This is a genomic window from Mucilaginibacter gossypiicola (assembly GCF_900110105.1).
In the GTDB taxonomy this organism is placed as follows: domain Bacteria; phylum Bacteroidota; class Bacteroidia; order Sphingobacteriales; family Sphingobacteriaceae; genus Mucilaginibacter; species Mucilaginibacter gossypiicola.
In genome coordinates this window covers 1-15,407 of record NZ_FOCL01000018.1, presented here as the reverse complement: position 1 = coordinate 15,407, position 15,407 = coordinate 1, and the positions used below count along the sequence as shown (strand labels likewise).

Genomic DNA, 15,407 nt, shown 5'->3' with positions numbered 1-15,407 from the left:
GGTTATTCTAAATTTTTTAATGTGCTGTTTTGTTATAACGGTGTCAATTCAACAGATTTATACCAGATTTCGGCCCCTTCCGACTGTAACAGGATGCGGCCATGCGATAAAGAGGCTACTCCCCAGTTTACCCGGTGCCCGTTAACATAATGCTCAATCTGATTACCGTTGCAAATAATTTCAATAGTATTCCATTCGCCGCGCGGGTTTTCAAAATTGGCGGTTCGGTAAACACGCTGCTGATCCCACTCAATAGCCGATTTATTGGGTGTAACAACGCTGGTATGCTGTACGCACCAGATATCGCCGCAATCGCCTTCCTGGATCTGGCATTCAATTGACCTCGGCCATACCACATCTTTATCACCTTCGCCAAAATGACATAAAATGCCTGCGTCGCGTGCTCCCTTTTCGCGTGGGTGATATTGTTTGGTTCCCCACTTAAATACCACTTTCAGGTAATAATTATCGTATGACTTTTTGGTGGCCATATAACCAAAGTATTTACCCATTACGTGTACCATACCGTTTTCGATGGCGAAGTTATTATGCACATCATTATCCTTACCCAAAGTATCCAGGTAAGTATACCAGCCTTTTTTATCCTTGCCGTTCAACAGCTTTTGAACACCAAGCTCCCTGATCCAGATATTGCGGAACGATACCGGGAATTCATGCTCCTGTAATAACAGCGGTAGTGCAAAGGCATGTTTTTGATATTTAGGCTGACCAACGTGGGCTACTGTACCTTTTACAGCTACATGGTTTTGAACCAGTACACCATTATGCAATACCGTAATATAAGCAGGTGTTTTAACTGAACTATCTATATTAAAGCGTGGGGCGGTATAAATGATATCATACTTTTGCCACTCGCCCGGTTTAAGCGAGGCGTTTACCTGCGGAACATATTGTTTGTAAATGGATCCGGCCTGTCCGTTTGAGTAGGTGCGGTTTTTATAACTATCAAGAATCTGTAGTTCGTAACGGCTTTGCATAATCACACCGCTGTTGCCGCGTTCCTGGCCTTCGCCTTTAACAATAGCAGGTGTGCGCCATTCGATATGGAGTTGGCAATCGGCAAAGTTTTGTTTGGTGATGATGGAGCCGCTGCCCGGCTTAACTGTTACAATGCCATCCTTTACTATCCAGCCCGGTTTGTTCCCTTTCTGATCTGTCCACTTATCCAGGTTTTTGCCATCAAACAAAATAATAGCGTCAGATGGAGCTTTATTGCCAACACCCGGTAAAACCACTTCAGGTTCCGGATCCCAAACTTCAGTTGCTTTAGGATCGGTTTGCGCAGATGCTGCAATAGCCGAAGCTGCAAAAAACAAGACTGGGAGTAAATTTTTCAGATAGGTCATGGTTATAATGGGTTATAACTATAAATCTATTGATAATTCGCAGGTATAGGTATATTCTTCATCCCTAATGTTTAAAGAATATCTGTTGGGGTAGAGGAGGTCGAGCCGCCGCTGTACGTTGATCAACCCAATGCCCCCAACCGCATCACGGTTATTGTTATGCTTTTTGTTTTGGATGTAGAAATGCAGTTTGCCATCCGCTACGTTAATAAGCAGTTTTATAGGCGAGTTGATATCATTGGCAACGCCATGCTTAAAAGCGTTTTCAATAAAAGCAATCAGCAGCAATGGCTCTATTTTTTGATCGGTAATATTGCCATCTACCTTAAAATCAATAAACGCTTTACTGCCGAAACGGATCTTTTGCAGGTCGATATAGTTTTGCAGGTATTGGAGCTCTTTACTCAAATCAACCTTGCTATCATTACACTCGTAAAGCATGTAGCGCATAATTTCCGAAAGCTTCAAGATAGCCTCGGGAGTAGTTTCAGAACGCTGATAGGCCAGCGAATAGATACTGTTTAAGGAATTGAACAAGAAATGCGGATTGATCTGTGATTTCAGGAAAGCAAGCTCGGCAATCAGGCGCTGGTTTTCCAGGTCGCGCTGGATCCGTTCGTTCAGGAACCAGTCGGTACTGAATTTTAGCGCAGTGCTTAAAAATACAAATATCAGGCTGGTGAAAATACTACTGTAGAAATAGGTGGCGAAACCGGTAACATGACCTTTTTGGTGCACCAATACTATCTCCTTAAATAAAAGGCCTACACCGTATTTGGCTACGCCGTAAATGATGATGCTTGTGAGCACAAAAGTAGCGTATTGCCAATAGCGTTTTTTATTAAGGAATTTTGGTATGAAAACCAGGTAGTTAAGATAAAACAGGCTGATGTTGATAGTAGGATAAAGCAAAAATATTACCAGTAACTCCTTGGTACTGAGCATTGCATCGTTAAGCCTCGCCAAAAAAACAAAAAAGGATATAATGGCCGTCCAGAAAAACAGGTGCCAAAAAATTATCCATGCAGTTTTGATGCCTGTTCTGGATTTCGGTAATGGTAATGAAGCCTCCATTCGCTGTTTTTATATCCCTTTTTTATGTATGGGTGTGGCATCTAATTTAATATTTTGATAATGATATCAGCCTGTTATTTATATATAGCGCCCCTTTTTTTCGATGAACTGGCTTTTATTATCGATGAACAGGTTAAAAGAGGCAGAAAACCGTTCATCTATAAACAAAGTGTGTTGGTCTAAATGATTTTAGCAGGTTATTTTTTTGATATTCCTTTGTTGTATAAAATCACCACTCACAATGAAAACGCTTATCAAAAATTCAAATCCTTTTATCATGTTATTGATCCCGGTAATGTTTGCCCTTATTTTGGGAGTAAGCTACCAGTTCGAGCAAAAAAAGGAAACAGCAATAATTGGCCGCACAGCAGTACATGCTACCTCATTGTTTCATAAAGGTTTTGTAATGGTTAAAACCGTTTGCTCAGTAGCAAAAAATAATATATGGTAATTAAAACCGAAGGGCTTTCCTTCACCTTTGGTAAGCAGCAGGTAGTTAAATCGCTGGCGCTGCAAGTTCCTGAAGGAAGCATATATGGTTTTCTCGGCCCCAATGGTGCCGGGAAAACCACTACCATCAAACTCCTGCTTAACCTGCTAAAACCTGATGCAGGCAACATCCACATCTTTGAGCAGGATATCAAAACAAACCGTATCAACATACTTTCGCAAATAGGCTCGCTTATTGAGCAACCTGCATTATATCAACATTTAACCGGGAAAGAAAATTTATTAAACAGGGCCTTATTGTTACAGGTGCCTGCTAAGCGCGTTGAAGACATGCTTGACCTTGTGCAGCTAACTAATGCTGCCAATAAAAAAGCCGGGCAGTATTCATTAGGGATGAAGCAACGCCTTGGTATTGCACTGGCCCTGCTGGCCGATCCTAAATTGTTAATTTTAGATGAGCCTACCAACGGGTTGGACCCCAATGGCATTATTGAGATCCGCGAGTTGCTGAAGAAACTGGTTGCCCAACACGGTAAAACCGTTTTCATATCAAGCCATCTATTGGGTGAAATTGAACGGATGGCTACCCATGTGGGTATCATCAACAATGGCGCTATGCTTTTTCAGGGCAGTATAGCCGATCTGCAGGCCATCAGTAAACCGCTGGTACGCGTTGAATCAGAAAATACGGTTGATGCTGCCAATTTATTAAGGCGCAATCATTTCAACGTAACCGACGTAACTGATGAACATTTACTGGTACCCTACATCTCCAAACAACAAATGGGCGAAATCAATGCGTTGCTCAACCAAAACGGACAAACGGTTTACAGCATCAGCAAACAACAAAAAGACCTCGAAAAACTATTTTTAGATATTACCCAACGCGCCTAAACCATGAAAGGATTTATACTATCGTTCCGTTCGGAGTTTTATAAAAGCCGTAAAACACTTGGCTTTTGGGCCTCTGTTATACTGCCTTTGCTGATAGGTGTTTTGCTGTTTGCCGGGTTTTATACCAAAAGTGAAAAGTTGCTATCATTGCCGCCAATGATGCTTTGGCTACAGTTTGCGGGTGCTATTTTGGCTGTCATGGGTTCGTTAATATTGCCAATTTATATCATCTTTATTGCCTACTCCGTAAATAGCATCGAACACAGAGCCGACACATGGAAAACGTTGTTTAACCTGCCAATCCCACGCTGGTCGGTTTATGCGGCAAAGTTTTTTTACGCAGTTTTCCTGGTATTTATTTGCCTTGCCTTATTTGTGTTGTTCACTATTGGTTTTGGAAACCTGCTAAGCATAGTAAAGCCTGAGTTGCGGTTCGATAATTTCCACATGGAAAAGGAACTGGCGCAGATTTATTTTAAGCTGTTTTTATCGTCGTTGGGGATCCTTTCTATCCAGTTTTTGCTTAGCCTTTTCTGGGCCGATTTTTTGAAGCCGATGGGTATCGGTTTTATATGTACTATAGCTGGTGTTGTGGCAGCTACAAAAGGTTGGGAGTATAGTTATTTATTTCCATATGCACACCCCATGGCAGCTATCAGCAGTATGCTAAAAAACAATCATGGCGATCCATCTAACCCATTACAAATTGACGTTTTTACCAAAGATGTTTTTGTAAGCATGGCTGTAGCCCTGGTGGTATTTATTGCCGGATATTTTATTGTGCAGCGTAAGAGTGTGAAGTAGCTGTTAGTGATTAGAGGCTGGAGGTTAGAGATTAGTTGAGTTGGCCTGTTGTTTTGGAATAATGCGGCTTCTTTGCTTTAAAAGCACAAAATATACAGCTGTCAGTAACGATAAAAAAATGATCAGCGATTTTAAATAGGCGAGTAAATTTATGGTCGGTTCAAAGCCAGTCATGTAACCAGAGTGTTCGGAATAATATATTATCGCCATTAACAGATAAGCCGGCCCAGCCCAAACTATTGTTGATACGATCGATGTCCGCGCTTTTTTAATCCACATCATTTGCGGAAGCAAGAAATAAATAAAAGCCTGAATTGCAGGTGCAAACCAATATGGGCCAAAAATACGGTTAGCCACCGCTATTTGTTCATAGTTGTTTTGTGAGTAGTATGCCGCAAATATTTCCGAAACAAAAAATATCAGATTGCTCGTTGCCGCCAGAAGTAGCAGTAAGTTTGTTGCGGTGGTCAGCGTGTTGGTATCTATCTTGTTGTTAAGAAGCTTTGAGAATTTAAATAAGACGAGGAAAGGAATAAAAATCCTTAGGCCCATAAAAAAGGCATCAATGAACGAGTAAATATTTGACATGAGTTTCGGGCTTATTTAACAGGCTTCGGAATTACAGGTAAACTTTCATGCCCATCCGCATCAACCGACTGTACCGCGAAAAAGTAATTATCCTTTGAATAATTCAACGTAGCCGAAGTATCGGGCACATAAAACTTCTTTCCCCAATAAGGGCTGATGGTTTCACGCATTAACACATAATAACCGGCTGGTTTTTTACCTGTTGCAGGAGCTTCCCATTTTAGCCTGGTTTTGTTGGTCAGATCGCTTGTTATTATACCCACACTTTGAGGCTCGGCAGGTGCTGAAGCAAGATTTGCTAATACCGAAAGGTTCATGCGGGCCACCTTTTGTACATAAGTAAAATCGACAAAATCGGGAAGGTCGCCGTATTCAATGCCGTTTTCAGTGCGGATGTTTTGATGCTGGCGATTGAAGTTCTCGTTCATTTCAGTAAACCTTACGGCAGTAAAGCCCTGTTCTAAAAATGGCAGGTGATCACCGCCGCGCAGGTAACGGTCGCGCCGGTAAATAAGCTTTACATCCAATTGATCAACATAGCGCTCCCCAATTTCTTTGGTATATCGTGCCAGCTGCCTCGACGGACTATCGTTTTCGCCACCTAACGATTTTAGCGCTGCCACTTGTTTGTCCGTAGCAGCGGTAGGCACACCATCACTAAAAACCCTTACACTGCGGTTGTCCTTCAGGTCGGTTTCCATGCCGTAGGTATTGCCTACGATGTCATTATTCAGCATGGCATCCACATTCCAGTTTTCGGCTTTGGCCCGTCTGGCAACATTGGCCGATCCGTAAAGCCCTTGTTCTTCGCCAACCACCGTCATGAAAATAATAGTAGCCGGGAACGACCGTTTAGCCATCACCTTGGCCAATTCCATCGAAAGTGCCGTGCCCGAAGCATCATCATTGGCTCCGGGTTCAACACCGTTGGCATCCATCACATCGTTAATCCGCGAATCGTAATGCCCTGAAACCAGGTATACCCGGTTGTCATTAGCATCTGTACCTTTTAATATGGCCAGTACATTTTTTAATTTGATAGGTTTATCAACGCGCTGACTTTTGGGCTGTGTGAAAGTATCAAACTGAACGGTCATCCTCCCACTGGATTCCGCAGCATATTTCTCCATTTCAGCTTTGATCCAGTTGCGGGCCGCGCCGCTGCCCGTGGTTTTACTGGTGGTATCGCTCAGCGTATGCCTGCTTTTAAAGCTCACCAGCTTGCGAATGGTTGCCTCAATGTTTTTGGCTGATACCTCATCAACCATTTGTTTAATACCAGCATCCTGTTTTACGATGGTTTGCGCGGTGGCCGGGAGGGTTAGGATGAGGAGGATAAATGGGAGAATGTGTTTCATAAAATGATGTCTGAACCCGAATTTATGGAATTAATGAATTGACAGAATGAAAAGCATTGTAATAATCCCGTGATGGTGTTTTTTTTAATTACGTCGCACGTTCAAGAGTTCACGCAATAGCCGTTAACTCAAGGAAGCAAAAGCGCGGGATTGTGCGCTTCCCCTCTTGAGAGGGGCGGAGGGGTGTGTTTCTGCTTTGATAAACTTATAACAGAAACACACCCCTGCTATCACTCGTTCCTACGCGCCCCTCTCGAGAGCAGTGCTGTTGCATTCTAATATTGAGTTCTTAAAAACTCGCACGATTAAGCGTCTACGCTTGATCGTTAGCCTTAATTGAGCGTCCACGCTCCCGTGATACGTTATAAACGTAAGCGTGGACGCTTACTTTGGTTATAATTCAAGCGAAAGATGCTTGAACTTGCGTTATATATTATAGAATGCAACAGCCCCCTCTCGAGAAGGGTTTTGAAAATATTCTTTTTATTCCTCTTCCTCCTCCGCAACAATCCCTAAAATCTCATCGGCCTGTTTAAAATTGCTTTTTACAAAATGGCACCAGTCGCATTCTTTTTTACCGCAGCCGGTGCTAAAGTTGTGGGCCATGATCTGTTCATAGGTTTCTTTGATCTGCCCGGTTACTATCTCTACATCTTCAGGGGTTATCACAAATTTTTCGCTGTAATATTCACCATCGCTTATCGGTTCAACAAAATCAAAAATGGTGCTGATCACTTGCCAGTCGGTAGTGCGGTCATGATCTATTAATATTTTATAAAAAACAGCCTGTCGCCAGTAATCGCCCCCGTTTGGTGCATCGTTGGTTGGGCGCAGTAGTTTATCTTTTGCATTTTTGGGTTTACCGGTTTTGTAGTCAACAACGGTAGCCTGTTTGCCATCAAATTCAATTTTATCCAGGTTACCTTTAATAGGTACACCTGCTACTTCGATGTTTTTTATTGATCGCTCGGTTACCGCTATTTTATTCCAGTGCGGTACGTTTTGTTCGTAATACGGAGGCAGTATCTTTTCGCCGTAAGCTGAACGCAGCTTAAATTCATCTTTGGTGAACGAATCGCGGTTACGGGCCATGTACCATTTAAACTCGCGCATGAAATTTTCTGTACTCAAAAACTCGTTATCATTATCCTTCAACTGCCTGTAAGTTTTATTAAGCGCCCAATGCACAGCCTGCCCAAAGGTAGCTGCGGGACTTTTACCTGCCGGTACCCGAATAAGGCATTGAAAATAAAACCTTAGCGGGCAATCCAGGTAATTGCTCAGATGGGTTACCGATAGCGTATAGTTTTGCAACAACTGATTAATATAGTTTTTGTCCAGCAGTTCAACTTTGGGTTTATCGGTTTCGCTGAACTGGGTTGCCTGAAAGTCGATCATATCATCGGCGTTCACTTTTGGATATTGTACCTGCAGGTTGGTACTGGCCAGTATCTCACCTACAAACTGGCTTGCTTCCTGGTCTTTGTCTTTTTTATCTTTAGCAGCGTATGAGATTACAAGATGCTGCTTGGCGCGGGTTACGGCCACGTAAAACAACCGGCGGGCTTCCTCTTTTTGAGCTATATCGTCGGCCGCGGCACGGGTAAGGGTATCGGGGTAACTGAAACCGCTGTTACGGCCTTTGCTGTCCCAGGTACGTTTATCGCAACCTATAAAAAACACGTATTCAAACTCAAGGCCTTTGGAGCCGTGTGCGGTAAGGAAGTTAATGCCGTTTTCAGAAAAGATACTTTGGTTGAGCTCCAGGCGAATCTGGTGCTTCTTCATCATCTCAATGGTCTGGATCAGGTCATTCAGACTGATATCGGGTCTTTTGCGGCTTTCATCCTTCAGAAAATCAAAAAAGCTGGTGAGCATTTGCATGTAGCTGCCCTTATCCTGTTGTTGCATGATGTATTTCAGGATGCCCATTTTGGAGATAACACTTTGGAAAAGCTGCTGCAGCGTAACGCTCACAGCTTCTTTCAACAGGTAATCCACATTGCTTACAAGATATCGCATCTCCTGTTGCTGATCGGGGTGAAAAAGATCTGCCTGTTTTGGTGGCCTCATTTCGCTCACATATCTGCGGATGGATGTTTTAGGCTGATTGTAGGCCAGCGTACCAAAGTTTTCCTTAAATACCGCTACACTTGCTTTGGCAATTTCAATAGGAGGGATATTGAAAAAGTCATAGTGCATGATCTCGAACAGCAGTTCATCACCACTGTATGGTGAGTCGAGCTCCATGGCAAGGTATTGCAAAATATTAATGATCTTCTCGCCAAAAGGTTGGGTGAGTACATCAATTTTACGTTTGGTGTTTACCTGGATCTTTTGCACATCCAGAAACTTGATCATTTCCTCAACCTGGTTGTGGTTGCGATAAATCACGGCTATTTCGCCGGGTGGTGTTCCTTCATCTACCAATTTCTTGATCTTTAAGGATACGTCAACCAGTTCTTTATCGGGATTTTCATACTCGCGGATTATAGGCTCAACCAGCAAGTCATTAAAACGAGGATGTGAGGATTTTAAAGCCTTATCTAAATTAAGCTGACTGGTCAATCGTTCAAAGTTATTGTCGATAAGGGCTTTTGAAATATCGAGGATCTGCTGGTTGGAGCGATAGTTATGTTTTAATACTACAGTATACAGCGTGTCCACATAATCATTAGCAAAATCAAGGATGTTTTTCATATTAGCACCCTGAAATTTGAAGATCGACTGATCATCATCGCCCACCACAAAAACGTTTGGTGTATCCCAGTAATTAAGCAGAAAACGCAGCAGCTCATTTTGCGAACCGCTGGTGTCCTGAAATTCATCTACCAAAATGTATTGGTAACGCTCCTGGTAACGGCGTAATATTTCTTCATTATCGCGGAAAGCACGCAACACCCAGATGATCATGTCGTCATAATCATAGCGCTTTTTGGCGTCCATTTTAAGCTTGTAGTTTTCAAACTCAGCAACGGCAGCCAATAGCTTTTTCATCACCTCGTGCGCGGCGTCGATATCTTTTTGTTTAGGATCACCAACCTTGATGCCTGCTTTGGCGTTGGCCCGTTTATAAATAAACTCCTCGCGGTTGGGCAAGTCTTCCAGGTATTCATTTACCGCCTGTTCAATCATAGCGGCATCCCAGTTTTCCCGTTTCATGGTGCTGAACAGGCTTTTGAGGCGGGGCACATCGTAATAAATATCGCCGGTAAAACGCTTCAACAAATGATCGTTCGGGAACTCATCAACCAACTCGCGAAAAAGCATGGCCGATTCCAGGTCGGATAGTGATTCCAAATTCAGCTTGCCGAAATACTCCAGGTTTTCCTGGATTATCTCGTTACAAAAAGCGTGGAAGGTATATATATTAATACGGTAAGCATCCGGGCCAATAAATTCAAACAGTCGTTTGCGCATAGCCACTGCACCAGCGTCGGTATAGGTTAAGCACAATATCTCGCTGGGCGAAGCATCAGTATCAGTCAGGATTTTGCCTATCCGGGCCGCCAGGATCTGGGTTTTACCCGTGCCGGGGCCTGCTACTACAAGCACCGGGCCATCCATTTTATTAACTGCCGCCAATTGCTCGGGGTTTAATCCGGCTAAAGCTTCTTTAAACTTGTTATTATATTTATTGAATGTAGATTGCATAATATTTAGTAAAGATAAAAAAGGTTGCGGCGCATTTGCAGCCATCATAATAAATCTGATATTTATGCCTGTATTATCAGATCATGGAAAAACCTTATCAAGGCAGGGCGATAGTTGAGGATAATTTCGACTATCTCAAAATCACTATTCCTGCAAAACGTAGTTATTTCTTTTTAGTATACATATGTTTTTCGCTGGTTGTATGGGGATATATCGGATCGGCCGCTATTGATGAACTTTTGCATCCCTCGAGCGATTTTGGTCGTGGTTTTATGATCTTTTGGATAATCGGCTGGGCTCTTGGTGGAATTATGACTGTAAAAGCAATTGTCTGGCTGTTTTGGGGTAGGGAGATTATTGAAATTGGTATGGGCACTTTCAGCATCAGCCGGAAAAACGACCTGTTTAACCGTGAAAAAGTATACGATCTTAACGAATGCAGAGAGTTCAGGATCAGAGAAGTGGATTCGGAGTCTGACCGAAAATACTGGTTCATATTTTATTACCGAAATAAAGAAAGAGGAACTATTGCATTTGACTATGGCATGCGGAACTATTGCTTTGGCGAAGATCTTTATGAGCCGGAGGCACAGTACTTGCTTAACATTATGAAGAATAAAAAAGTATTAACAGAAAGTCAATTTAAATAGTGGTTACGGGCTGTTTGATTATGTACAACTGCGACACGCTTAATTTCTAACCTCCGACCTCCAATCTCTGACTACAACCCCATCCCCGTCGTAAAAAACGCATTCACACTTACCGGCAACTTCCCGGTAGGTTTTAACCGGCCGTTCAATACTTTGGCTGCCGATTGTTGCAACTCGGGCGACATCTGGTAGCAAACCACTAAGTTGCCTGCTTTTTCAAGTCCCGGTAACCCGGCAATAGTATAGGCATTAGCAAACACACTAAAGGCCGTGTTTTTGCGCGATGCCAGATCGGCAATCATCAATTTTACATCACTGCTGTAATCAAGTTTGCTTTGTGGGCGCAGGCGGGTATCATGTATACCCACAATAATCTGCTGGTATTGTTTAAGCCAGTTAAGGATGTTGGTAACCTCAAGCGCCGGAGCATCTTTGTTAACTATGAATATCCGGCTGTTCGGGAAGCTTTTTGCCACTTCCATCTGAAAAACGGTTGGAGAGCTAACCCCTATACTCACTATGGCCGTTTTTAAAAAAGGATTAAGCTTTGGGCCATTATTTTTTAATTGTGTTACCGAGGCATCGCTTAATTGCTGAACTAAGGTTTTAGCGGCATCACTGTTAATGTCCTGGCTTAAATTGGTTAATGCGGTTGGCTTATATTGGTTAAGCCCCGCCCAAAATTTAGCGAGCAAAATCTTTTTGATCCGGGCTTCAAACTCTGCGGCGCTAACACTACCGTGTCTCAGGGCTTTACGGATCAGGCCAATGGCGCGGTCGGAGTTTTCAGATAGCTCAATGATATCATTGCCGGCAATAAAAGCCCTTACATCGGCTTCTCCGTTTGGAAAATATTTGGTAACGCCTTTCATTTCCATGGCGTCGGATACCACAAGCCCTTTAAATTTTAACGAATCTTTCAAGATACCGGTGATGATAGGGCGCGAAAGGGTAGAAGGGAGTTTGGGTGTATTATCCAACGAGGGAATATTCATATGGGCTATCATAACACCACTAATACCGGCATTGATAGCTTCCCGAAACGGATACATCTCCAATGAATCTAACCTTGCACGGCTGTAAGGCAGCAAGGGTAAATCAAAATGCGAATCAACATTGGTATCGCCATGACCCGGAAAATGCTTGGCCGAAGTAAGCAGGCCGGCATCCTGCATGCCTTTAAAATAGGCAATTCCTTTTTTAGCCACGTTGTACATATTGTCGCCAAAAGAGCGATAATTGATAACCGGGTTATTAGGGTTGTTATTTACATCCATATCCGGCCCCAGGTTCATTTGCATGCCCAGGCGCTTAAAATCATAAGCCACCTGTTGCCCCATTTTGTAAATCAGGCTATTATCTTGTATAGCGCCAAGCGTCATTTGATATGGATATGATATGGTAGAGTCAAGGCGCATGCCCAGGCCCCATTCGCCGTCCATCGTGATAATTAAAGGTACTTTGGCCAGCTTCTGATATTTGTTAATAAGGGTGGCCTGGCGCACCGGTCCGCCCTGGAAGAAAACTACACCGCCTAACTGCTGCTCTTTAATAACCTGCCCCACCGAATCTTCGTACATTTTCCCTTTGTTGGTGTGCGCTCTTACAAATAGCAATTGCGCAATCCGCTGTTTGCGGCTCATTTTATTATACACCGAATCCACCCAGCGATTTTGTTTGCCTAATAACTGGATATAGCTTTCTTTTTGAGCAAAAGCATTGGCCGTAAAAAATGTGAAGATGATAATTAACGGATAAAAAATGCGGGTTTTAGAAGCTTGCATAGGTCAAATGTAGCGTTATTCTGAATTTTTGATGAAAATGATGTTGCAACTATTACAAAAATCAAACTCATAATAAACCTTTGTGTTTTTTATTAATCTATCACGTTATTAACATACATACAAGGAAAAGCTGTTGATAACCGGTAAACTAACGGGACAACTGCTTTTTCCTCCACTTATTTAAAACAGAGAAAGACGATGAAAAAATTACTTTTTTTGGCGATTTGCCTTTTTACCGTAGGGACAGTTAGCGCGCAGGGATATTACTACGGCCCGCGTCACCGCCGTCCACCCCGCCGGGTTGTTGAAAGGCCCCAGCCCCAACGCCGTTATGATGATTTCTACACCCCAAAAGTTGGCATAGCAGTAGGTTTAAATGTTTCAAACACGGTTGATGCTTATAACAGTAATTACAGCTCAAGCTCACTTGCCGGATGGCACGCAGGTTTAACTTTCGAGGTGCCTATCATTTATCCGCTATCATTTGCCCCCGAGGTATTGTTTTCGCAAAAGGGATATGAGGTAAACGACAGAGATGGGAAATTTACGCAGCGCACTAATTATGTTGATGTACCCTTGCTGGCTAAGTTTAGGGTAGTGCGTGGCTTTAACATCTTGGTTGGGCCGCAGCTTACTTTCTTAACTTCAACCAAAAATACCTACGAAACCGCTGTGGGCACCAGTGTAGATCATATCGACAATGATGCCGATCATAGTTACGTAGCCGGTGTGGTGGGTGTAAGCTTTGACATTAACCGGAATGTGGAGATCCGCGGCCGTTACAACATCGACCTTGGCGAAAACCGTCCTTACGCCGATCAGAATCTGCCTAACTATCGCAACCAGGTTTGGCAGATTGGCTTAGGGTTTAAGTTTCAATAGTTATATAACTATTTTTCGTGTAAAGGCGCTAAGGCACAAAGAGAGAATATTTCAAACTTTGTGGCTTAGCGCCTTTGTGCGAGATTAAACCTCAACTCAGTATTCTTATTATATTACCATTCCCTCGGAGGGTGCGTTGACAAGATCCTTATTTCTTTAGGATAATAATTATTGATGCGGTTAGGTAATAATTTAGCCCAGCCAAGTGCATGCCCTTCAAAGGTCATCAATGTCCACCCTTTATTCGTTGTAGTTAGTTCTATATTGTCCCGACGCAGGTATTGGATAGCTTGATCCTTATTAAGGGGCGTTTCTAAAACTGCATCTTTATTAACTATAAGGCTTAGCGCCAGTTCATGATCAGGGATCAGGTCTTTCCCGACAAGCTTACCTATAATTACGCCCGATTTTTTAATATACAAATGTCGCTGTAATATATTAAGACTTTCCTTATGCGCACGGTTAATAGCCATCCAGTCGTCATTTACTTTGAAGTAGTAAAAGTGGTCTGGGTTATTAATGTATGAGCGTATCTGGTCAAGTTCTTTTCCTGGTAATTTTTGCTGGGTGTTATTTTTAAATGATACCAGTTCGCCGCTGTTTTCCTTTTTACGCAGGCAGGAGGCAAATAAGCCTTCGCCTTTAACTTTGCCAGGATAAAAACGGTAACCCCAGGCTTTTTTCTCAGGCGATTGTGTTTCAACAATCCCCCAGTCGTTATTAATTGGTATGCGGATACTTTCCATTTCAAATTCGGTACAAAGCCAGTCCAGGATATCCTCGTTTTCCTGATGCGAGTAGGAGCATGTACTATATATAAGATATCCATCTTCTTTTAAGGTCGGGTAAATATCAGCCAGTATGCGTTCCTGCCGCTGATGGCAAAGGTTCACATTTCCTTCCGACCATTCGTTCATGGCATCCGGATCTTTGCGGAACATGCCCGAACCCGAGCAGGGAGCATCAACCAGTATAATATCGAAAAAGCTTTTTAATCTCCCAAAATCTTTGGGATCGTTATTGGTGACTATGGTATTGGCCGTACCCCAGCGATTTAAATTATTTGTTAATATAGGTACGCGGGTTTTAATGATCTCGTTTGCCACCAACAGATCAGTAGCCTGCAATGCCGAGTTAAGCAGGGTACTTTTGCCTCCGGGAGCGGCACAAAGGTCAAGCACTTTTATCGTTTCGTCATTATTTTGGTTGATCGTTTTAAAAATATGATCAATAAACATGGACGATGCTTCCTGTACATAGTAGCATCCGGCATGAAAAAGCGGATCAAACGTGAACGATGGACGGCTCTCCAGGTAGTATCCATTGGCGCACCAGGGCACATTTTGCGTGCTTTTTGAGGTAGATGGCTTAAAAGGGTTCACTCTTATTGAGGTTGGAGCATCCTCAAATTGGTGCGCTTTTACAAAATTTTCTTCGTCAAAACCGTTTTCTGCACCTAATGACGCGATGAAATGCAGTGGGAAATTAAGCTCGTTCATATGCATTTCAAATATACGTATTAGGTAAATGTCCTTCCTTACCTAATTATAACAGTAATTTCATGATTATTTAACCTTAATTCACAGCGGGTTGCAAAATATGAGGTTGTTATTTGAAAATATGTCTTGCTTTGAAGCTGATTTTCTGTGTACATTTGTGGCCGCCTTTGAGAAAAAGGTGTTGTTTTTTGAAACGTAAAGGCGAATAAAAAAGATTTAAAAAAGTGAAGTTTTTGCTTGTTAAATCAAAGTAGAATTCGCACCTTTGCAGCCCGCAAATGAGGAAGCGGGGATTTGTTCTTTAAAGGTTGAAAGTGAATTAGGAAGTAAGAAAAAAGATTATCAAAAATCTTTTGTGAGAATGGGAAATAATTCACACCTTTGCAGCCCGCAAACGAGGAGA

General features: G+C 42.6%; 12 protein-coding genes. 5 read left to right on the top strand and 7 right to left on the bottom strand.

Annotated elements, in window-relative coordinates:
* Window positions 1-32: 32 nt before the first annotated feature.
* On the bottom strand, window positions 33-1,367 hold the full coding sequence (locus BMX50_RS34675; RefSeq protein WP_167668160.1) for a 3-keto-disaccharide hydrolase: 1,335 nt from the start codon (window positions 1,365-1,367) through the stop codon (window positions 33-35).
* Between the two features lie 18 nt (window positions 1,368-1,385).
* Entirely contained in the window at window positions 1,386-2,441 is a 1,056-nt protein-coding gene (locus BMX50_RS31545) for a sensor histidine kinase (RefSeq protein ID WP_091220899.1), read from the bottom strand.
* A gap of 241 nt (window positions 2,442-2,682) precedes the next feature.
* On the opposite strand from BMX50_RS31545, the gene BMX50_RS31540 reads away from it, so the two are divergent.
* From BMX50_RS31540 to BMX50_RS31530, 3 genes are read left to right on the top strand one after another with little or no spacing between them, the layout of a single operon-like run.
* Window positions 2,683-2,892 (top strand): hypothetical protein, encoded by a 210-nt coding sequence (locus BMX50_RS31540; protein ID WP_091220896.1) that lies wholly within the window; start codon window positions 2,683-2,685, stop codon window positions 2,890-2,892.
* A complete protein-coding gene (locus tag BMX50_RS31535) occupies window positions 2,886-3,785 on the top strand; it encodes an ABC transporter ATP-binding protein (RefSeq protein WP_091220892.1) in 900 nt (299 codons plus the stop codon). The genes BMX50_RS31540 and BMX50_RS31535 overlap by 7 nt, the downstream gene beginning before the upstream one ends.
* 3 nt (window positions 3,786-3,788) lie before the next feature.
* Window positions 3,789-4,589: an ABC transporter permease gene (locus BMX50_RS31530; protein WP_091220889.1), complete on the top strand. Its 801-nt coding sequence runs from the start codon at window positions 3,789-3,791 to the stop codon at window positions 4,587-4,589.
* A gap of 24 nt (window positions 4,590-4,613) precedes the next feature.
* On the opposite strand, the gene BMX50_RS31525 is transcribed toward BMX50_RS31530, so the two are convergent.
* From BMX50_RS31525 to BMX50_RS31515, 3 genes are all read right to left on the bottom strand, one after another.
* Window positions 4,614-5,177 (bottom strand): hypothetical protein, encoded by a 564-nt coding sequence (locus BMX50_RS31525; RefSeq protein ID WP_143065311.1) that lies wholly within the window; start codon window positions 5,175-5,177, stop codon window positions 4,614-4,616.
* A gap of 11 nt (window positions 5,178-5,188) precedes the next feature.
* Window positions 5,189-6,535, bottom strand: a complete 1,347-nt coding sequence (locus tag BMX50_RS31520) for a M28 family peptidase (RefSeq protein ID WP_091220882.1) — start codon at window positions 6,533-6,535, stop codon at window positions 5,189-5,191.
* Window positions 6,536-7,018: 483 nt separating this feature from the next.
* Window positions 7,019-10,189, bottom strand: coding sequence for an ATP-dependent DNA helicase (locus tag BMX50_RS31515; RefSeq protein ID WP_091221304.1), 3,171 nt, complete (start codon window positions 10,187-10,189; stop codon window positions 7,019-7,021).
* A gap of 83 nt (window positions 10,190-10,272) precedes the next feature.
* Between BMX50_RS31515 and BMX50_RS31510 the strand changes: the two genes are divergently transcribed.
* On the top strand, window positions 10,273-10,839 hold the full coding sequence (locus tag BMX50_RS31510; RefSeq protein WP_091220877.1) for a hypothetical protein: 567 nt from the start codon (window positions 10,273-10,275) through the stop codon (window positions 10,837-10,839).
* A gap of 71 nt (window positions 10,840-10,910) precedes the next feature.
* On the opposite strand, the gene BMX50_RS31505 is transcribed toward BMX50_RS31510, so the two are convergent.
* A complete protein-coding gene (locus tag BMX50_RS31505) occupies window positions 10,911-12,623 on the bottom strand; it encodes a glycoside hydrolase family 3 protein (protein ID WP_091220873.1) in 1,713 nt (570 codons plus the stop codon).
* A gap of 198 nt (window positions 12,624-12,821) precedes the next feature.
* On the opposite strand from BMX50_RS31505, the gene BMX50_RS31500 reads away from it, so the two are divergent.
* A complete protein-coding gene (locus tag BMX50_RS31500; RefSeq protein ID WP_091220870.1) occupies window positions 12,822-13,505 on the top strand; it encodes a porin family protein in 684 nt (227 codons plus the stop codon).
* Between the two features lie 113 nt (window positions 13,506-13,618).
* On the opposite strand, the gene BMX50_RS31495 is transcribed toward BMX50_RS31500, so the two are convergent.
* Window positions 13,619-15,004 carry a methyltransferase RsmF C-terminal domain-like protein gene (locus tag BMX50_RS31495; RefSeq protein WP_091220867.1) on the bottom strand — a complete coding sequence of 462 codons (1,386 nt, stop codon included), beginning with the start codon at window positions 15,002-15,004 and terminating at the stop codon, window positions 13,619-13,621.
* Between the last annotated feature and the right edge of the window lie 403 nt (window positions 15,005-15,407).

What these genes read in the sequence shown, in the direction of transcription:
- BMX50_RS31510 (WP_091220877.1), top strand. Translation starts at nt 10,273, where the DNA reads ATGGAAAAACCTTATCAAGGCAGGGCGATAGTTGAGGATAATTTCGAC.
- BMX50_RS31520 (WP_091220882.1), bottom strand. Translation starts at nt 6,535, where the DNA reads ATGAAACACATTCTCCCATTTATCCTCCTCATCCTAACCCTCCCGGCC.
- BMX50_RS31545 (WP_091220899.1), bottom strand. Translation starts at nt 2,441, where the DNA reads ATGGAGGCTTCATTACCATTACCGAAATCCAGAACAGGCATCAAAACT.
- BMX50_RS31515 (WP_091221304.1), bottom strand. Translation starts at nt 10,189, where the DNA reads ATGCAATCTACATTCAATAAATATAATAACAAGTTTAAAGAAGCTTTA.
- BMX50_RS31525 (WP_143065311.1), bottom strand. Translation starts at nt 5,177, where the DNA reads ATGTCAAATATTTACTCGTTCATTGATGCCTTTTTTATGGGCCTAAGG.
- BMX50_RS31500 (WP_091220870.1), top strand. Translation starts at nt 12,822, where the DNA reads ATGAAAAAATTACTTTTTTTGGCGATTTGCCTTTTTACCGTAGGGACA.
- BMX50_RS31505 (WP_091220873.1), bottom strand. Translation starts at nt 12,623, where the DNA reads ATGCAAGCTTCTAAAACCCGCATTTTTTATCCGTTAATTATCATCTTC.
- BMX50_RS31530 (WP_091220889.1), top strand. Translation starts at nt 3,789, where the DNA reads ATGAAAGGATTTATACTATCGTTCCGTTCGGAGTTTTATAAAAGCCGT.
- BMX50_RS31540 (WP_091220896.1), top strand. Translation starts at nt 2,683, where the DNA reads ATGAAAACGCTTATCAAAAATTCAAATCCTTTTATCATGTTATTGATC.
- BMX50_RS34675 (WP_167668160.1), bottom strand. Translation starts at nt 1,367, where the DNA reads ATGACCTATCTGAAAAATTTACTCCCAGTCTTGTTTTTTGCAGCTTCG.
- BMX50_RS31495 (WP_091220867.1), bottom strand. Translation starts at nt 15,004, where the DNA reads ATGAACGAGCTTAATTTCCCACTGCATTTCATCGCGTCATTAGGTGCA.
- BMX50_RS31535 (WP_091220892.1), top strand. Translation starts at nt 2,886, where the DNA reads ATGGTAATTAAAACCGAAGGGCTTTCCTTCACCTTTGGTAAGCAGCAG.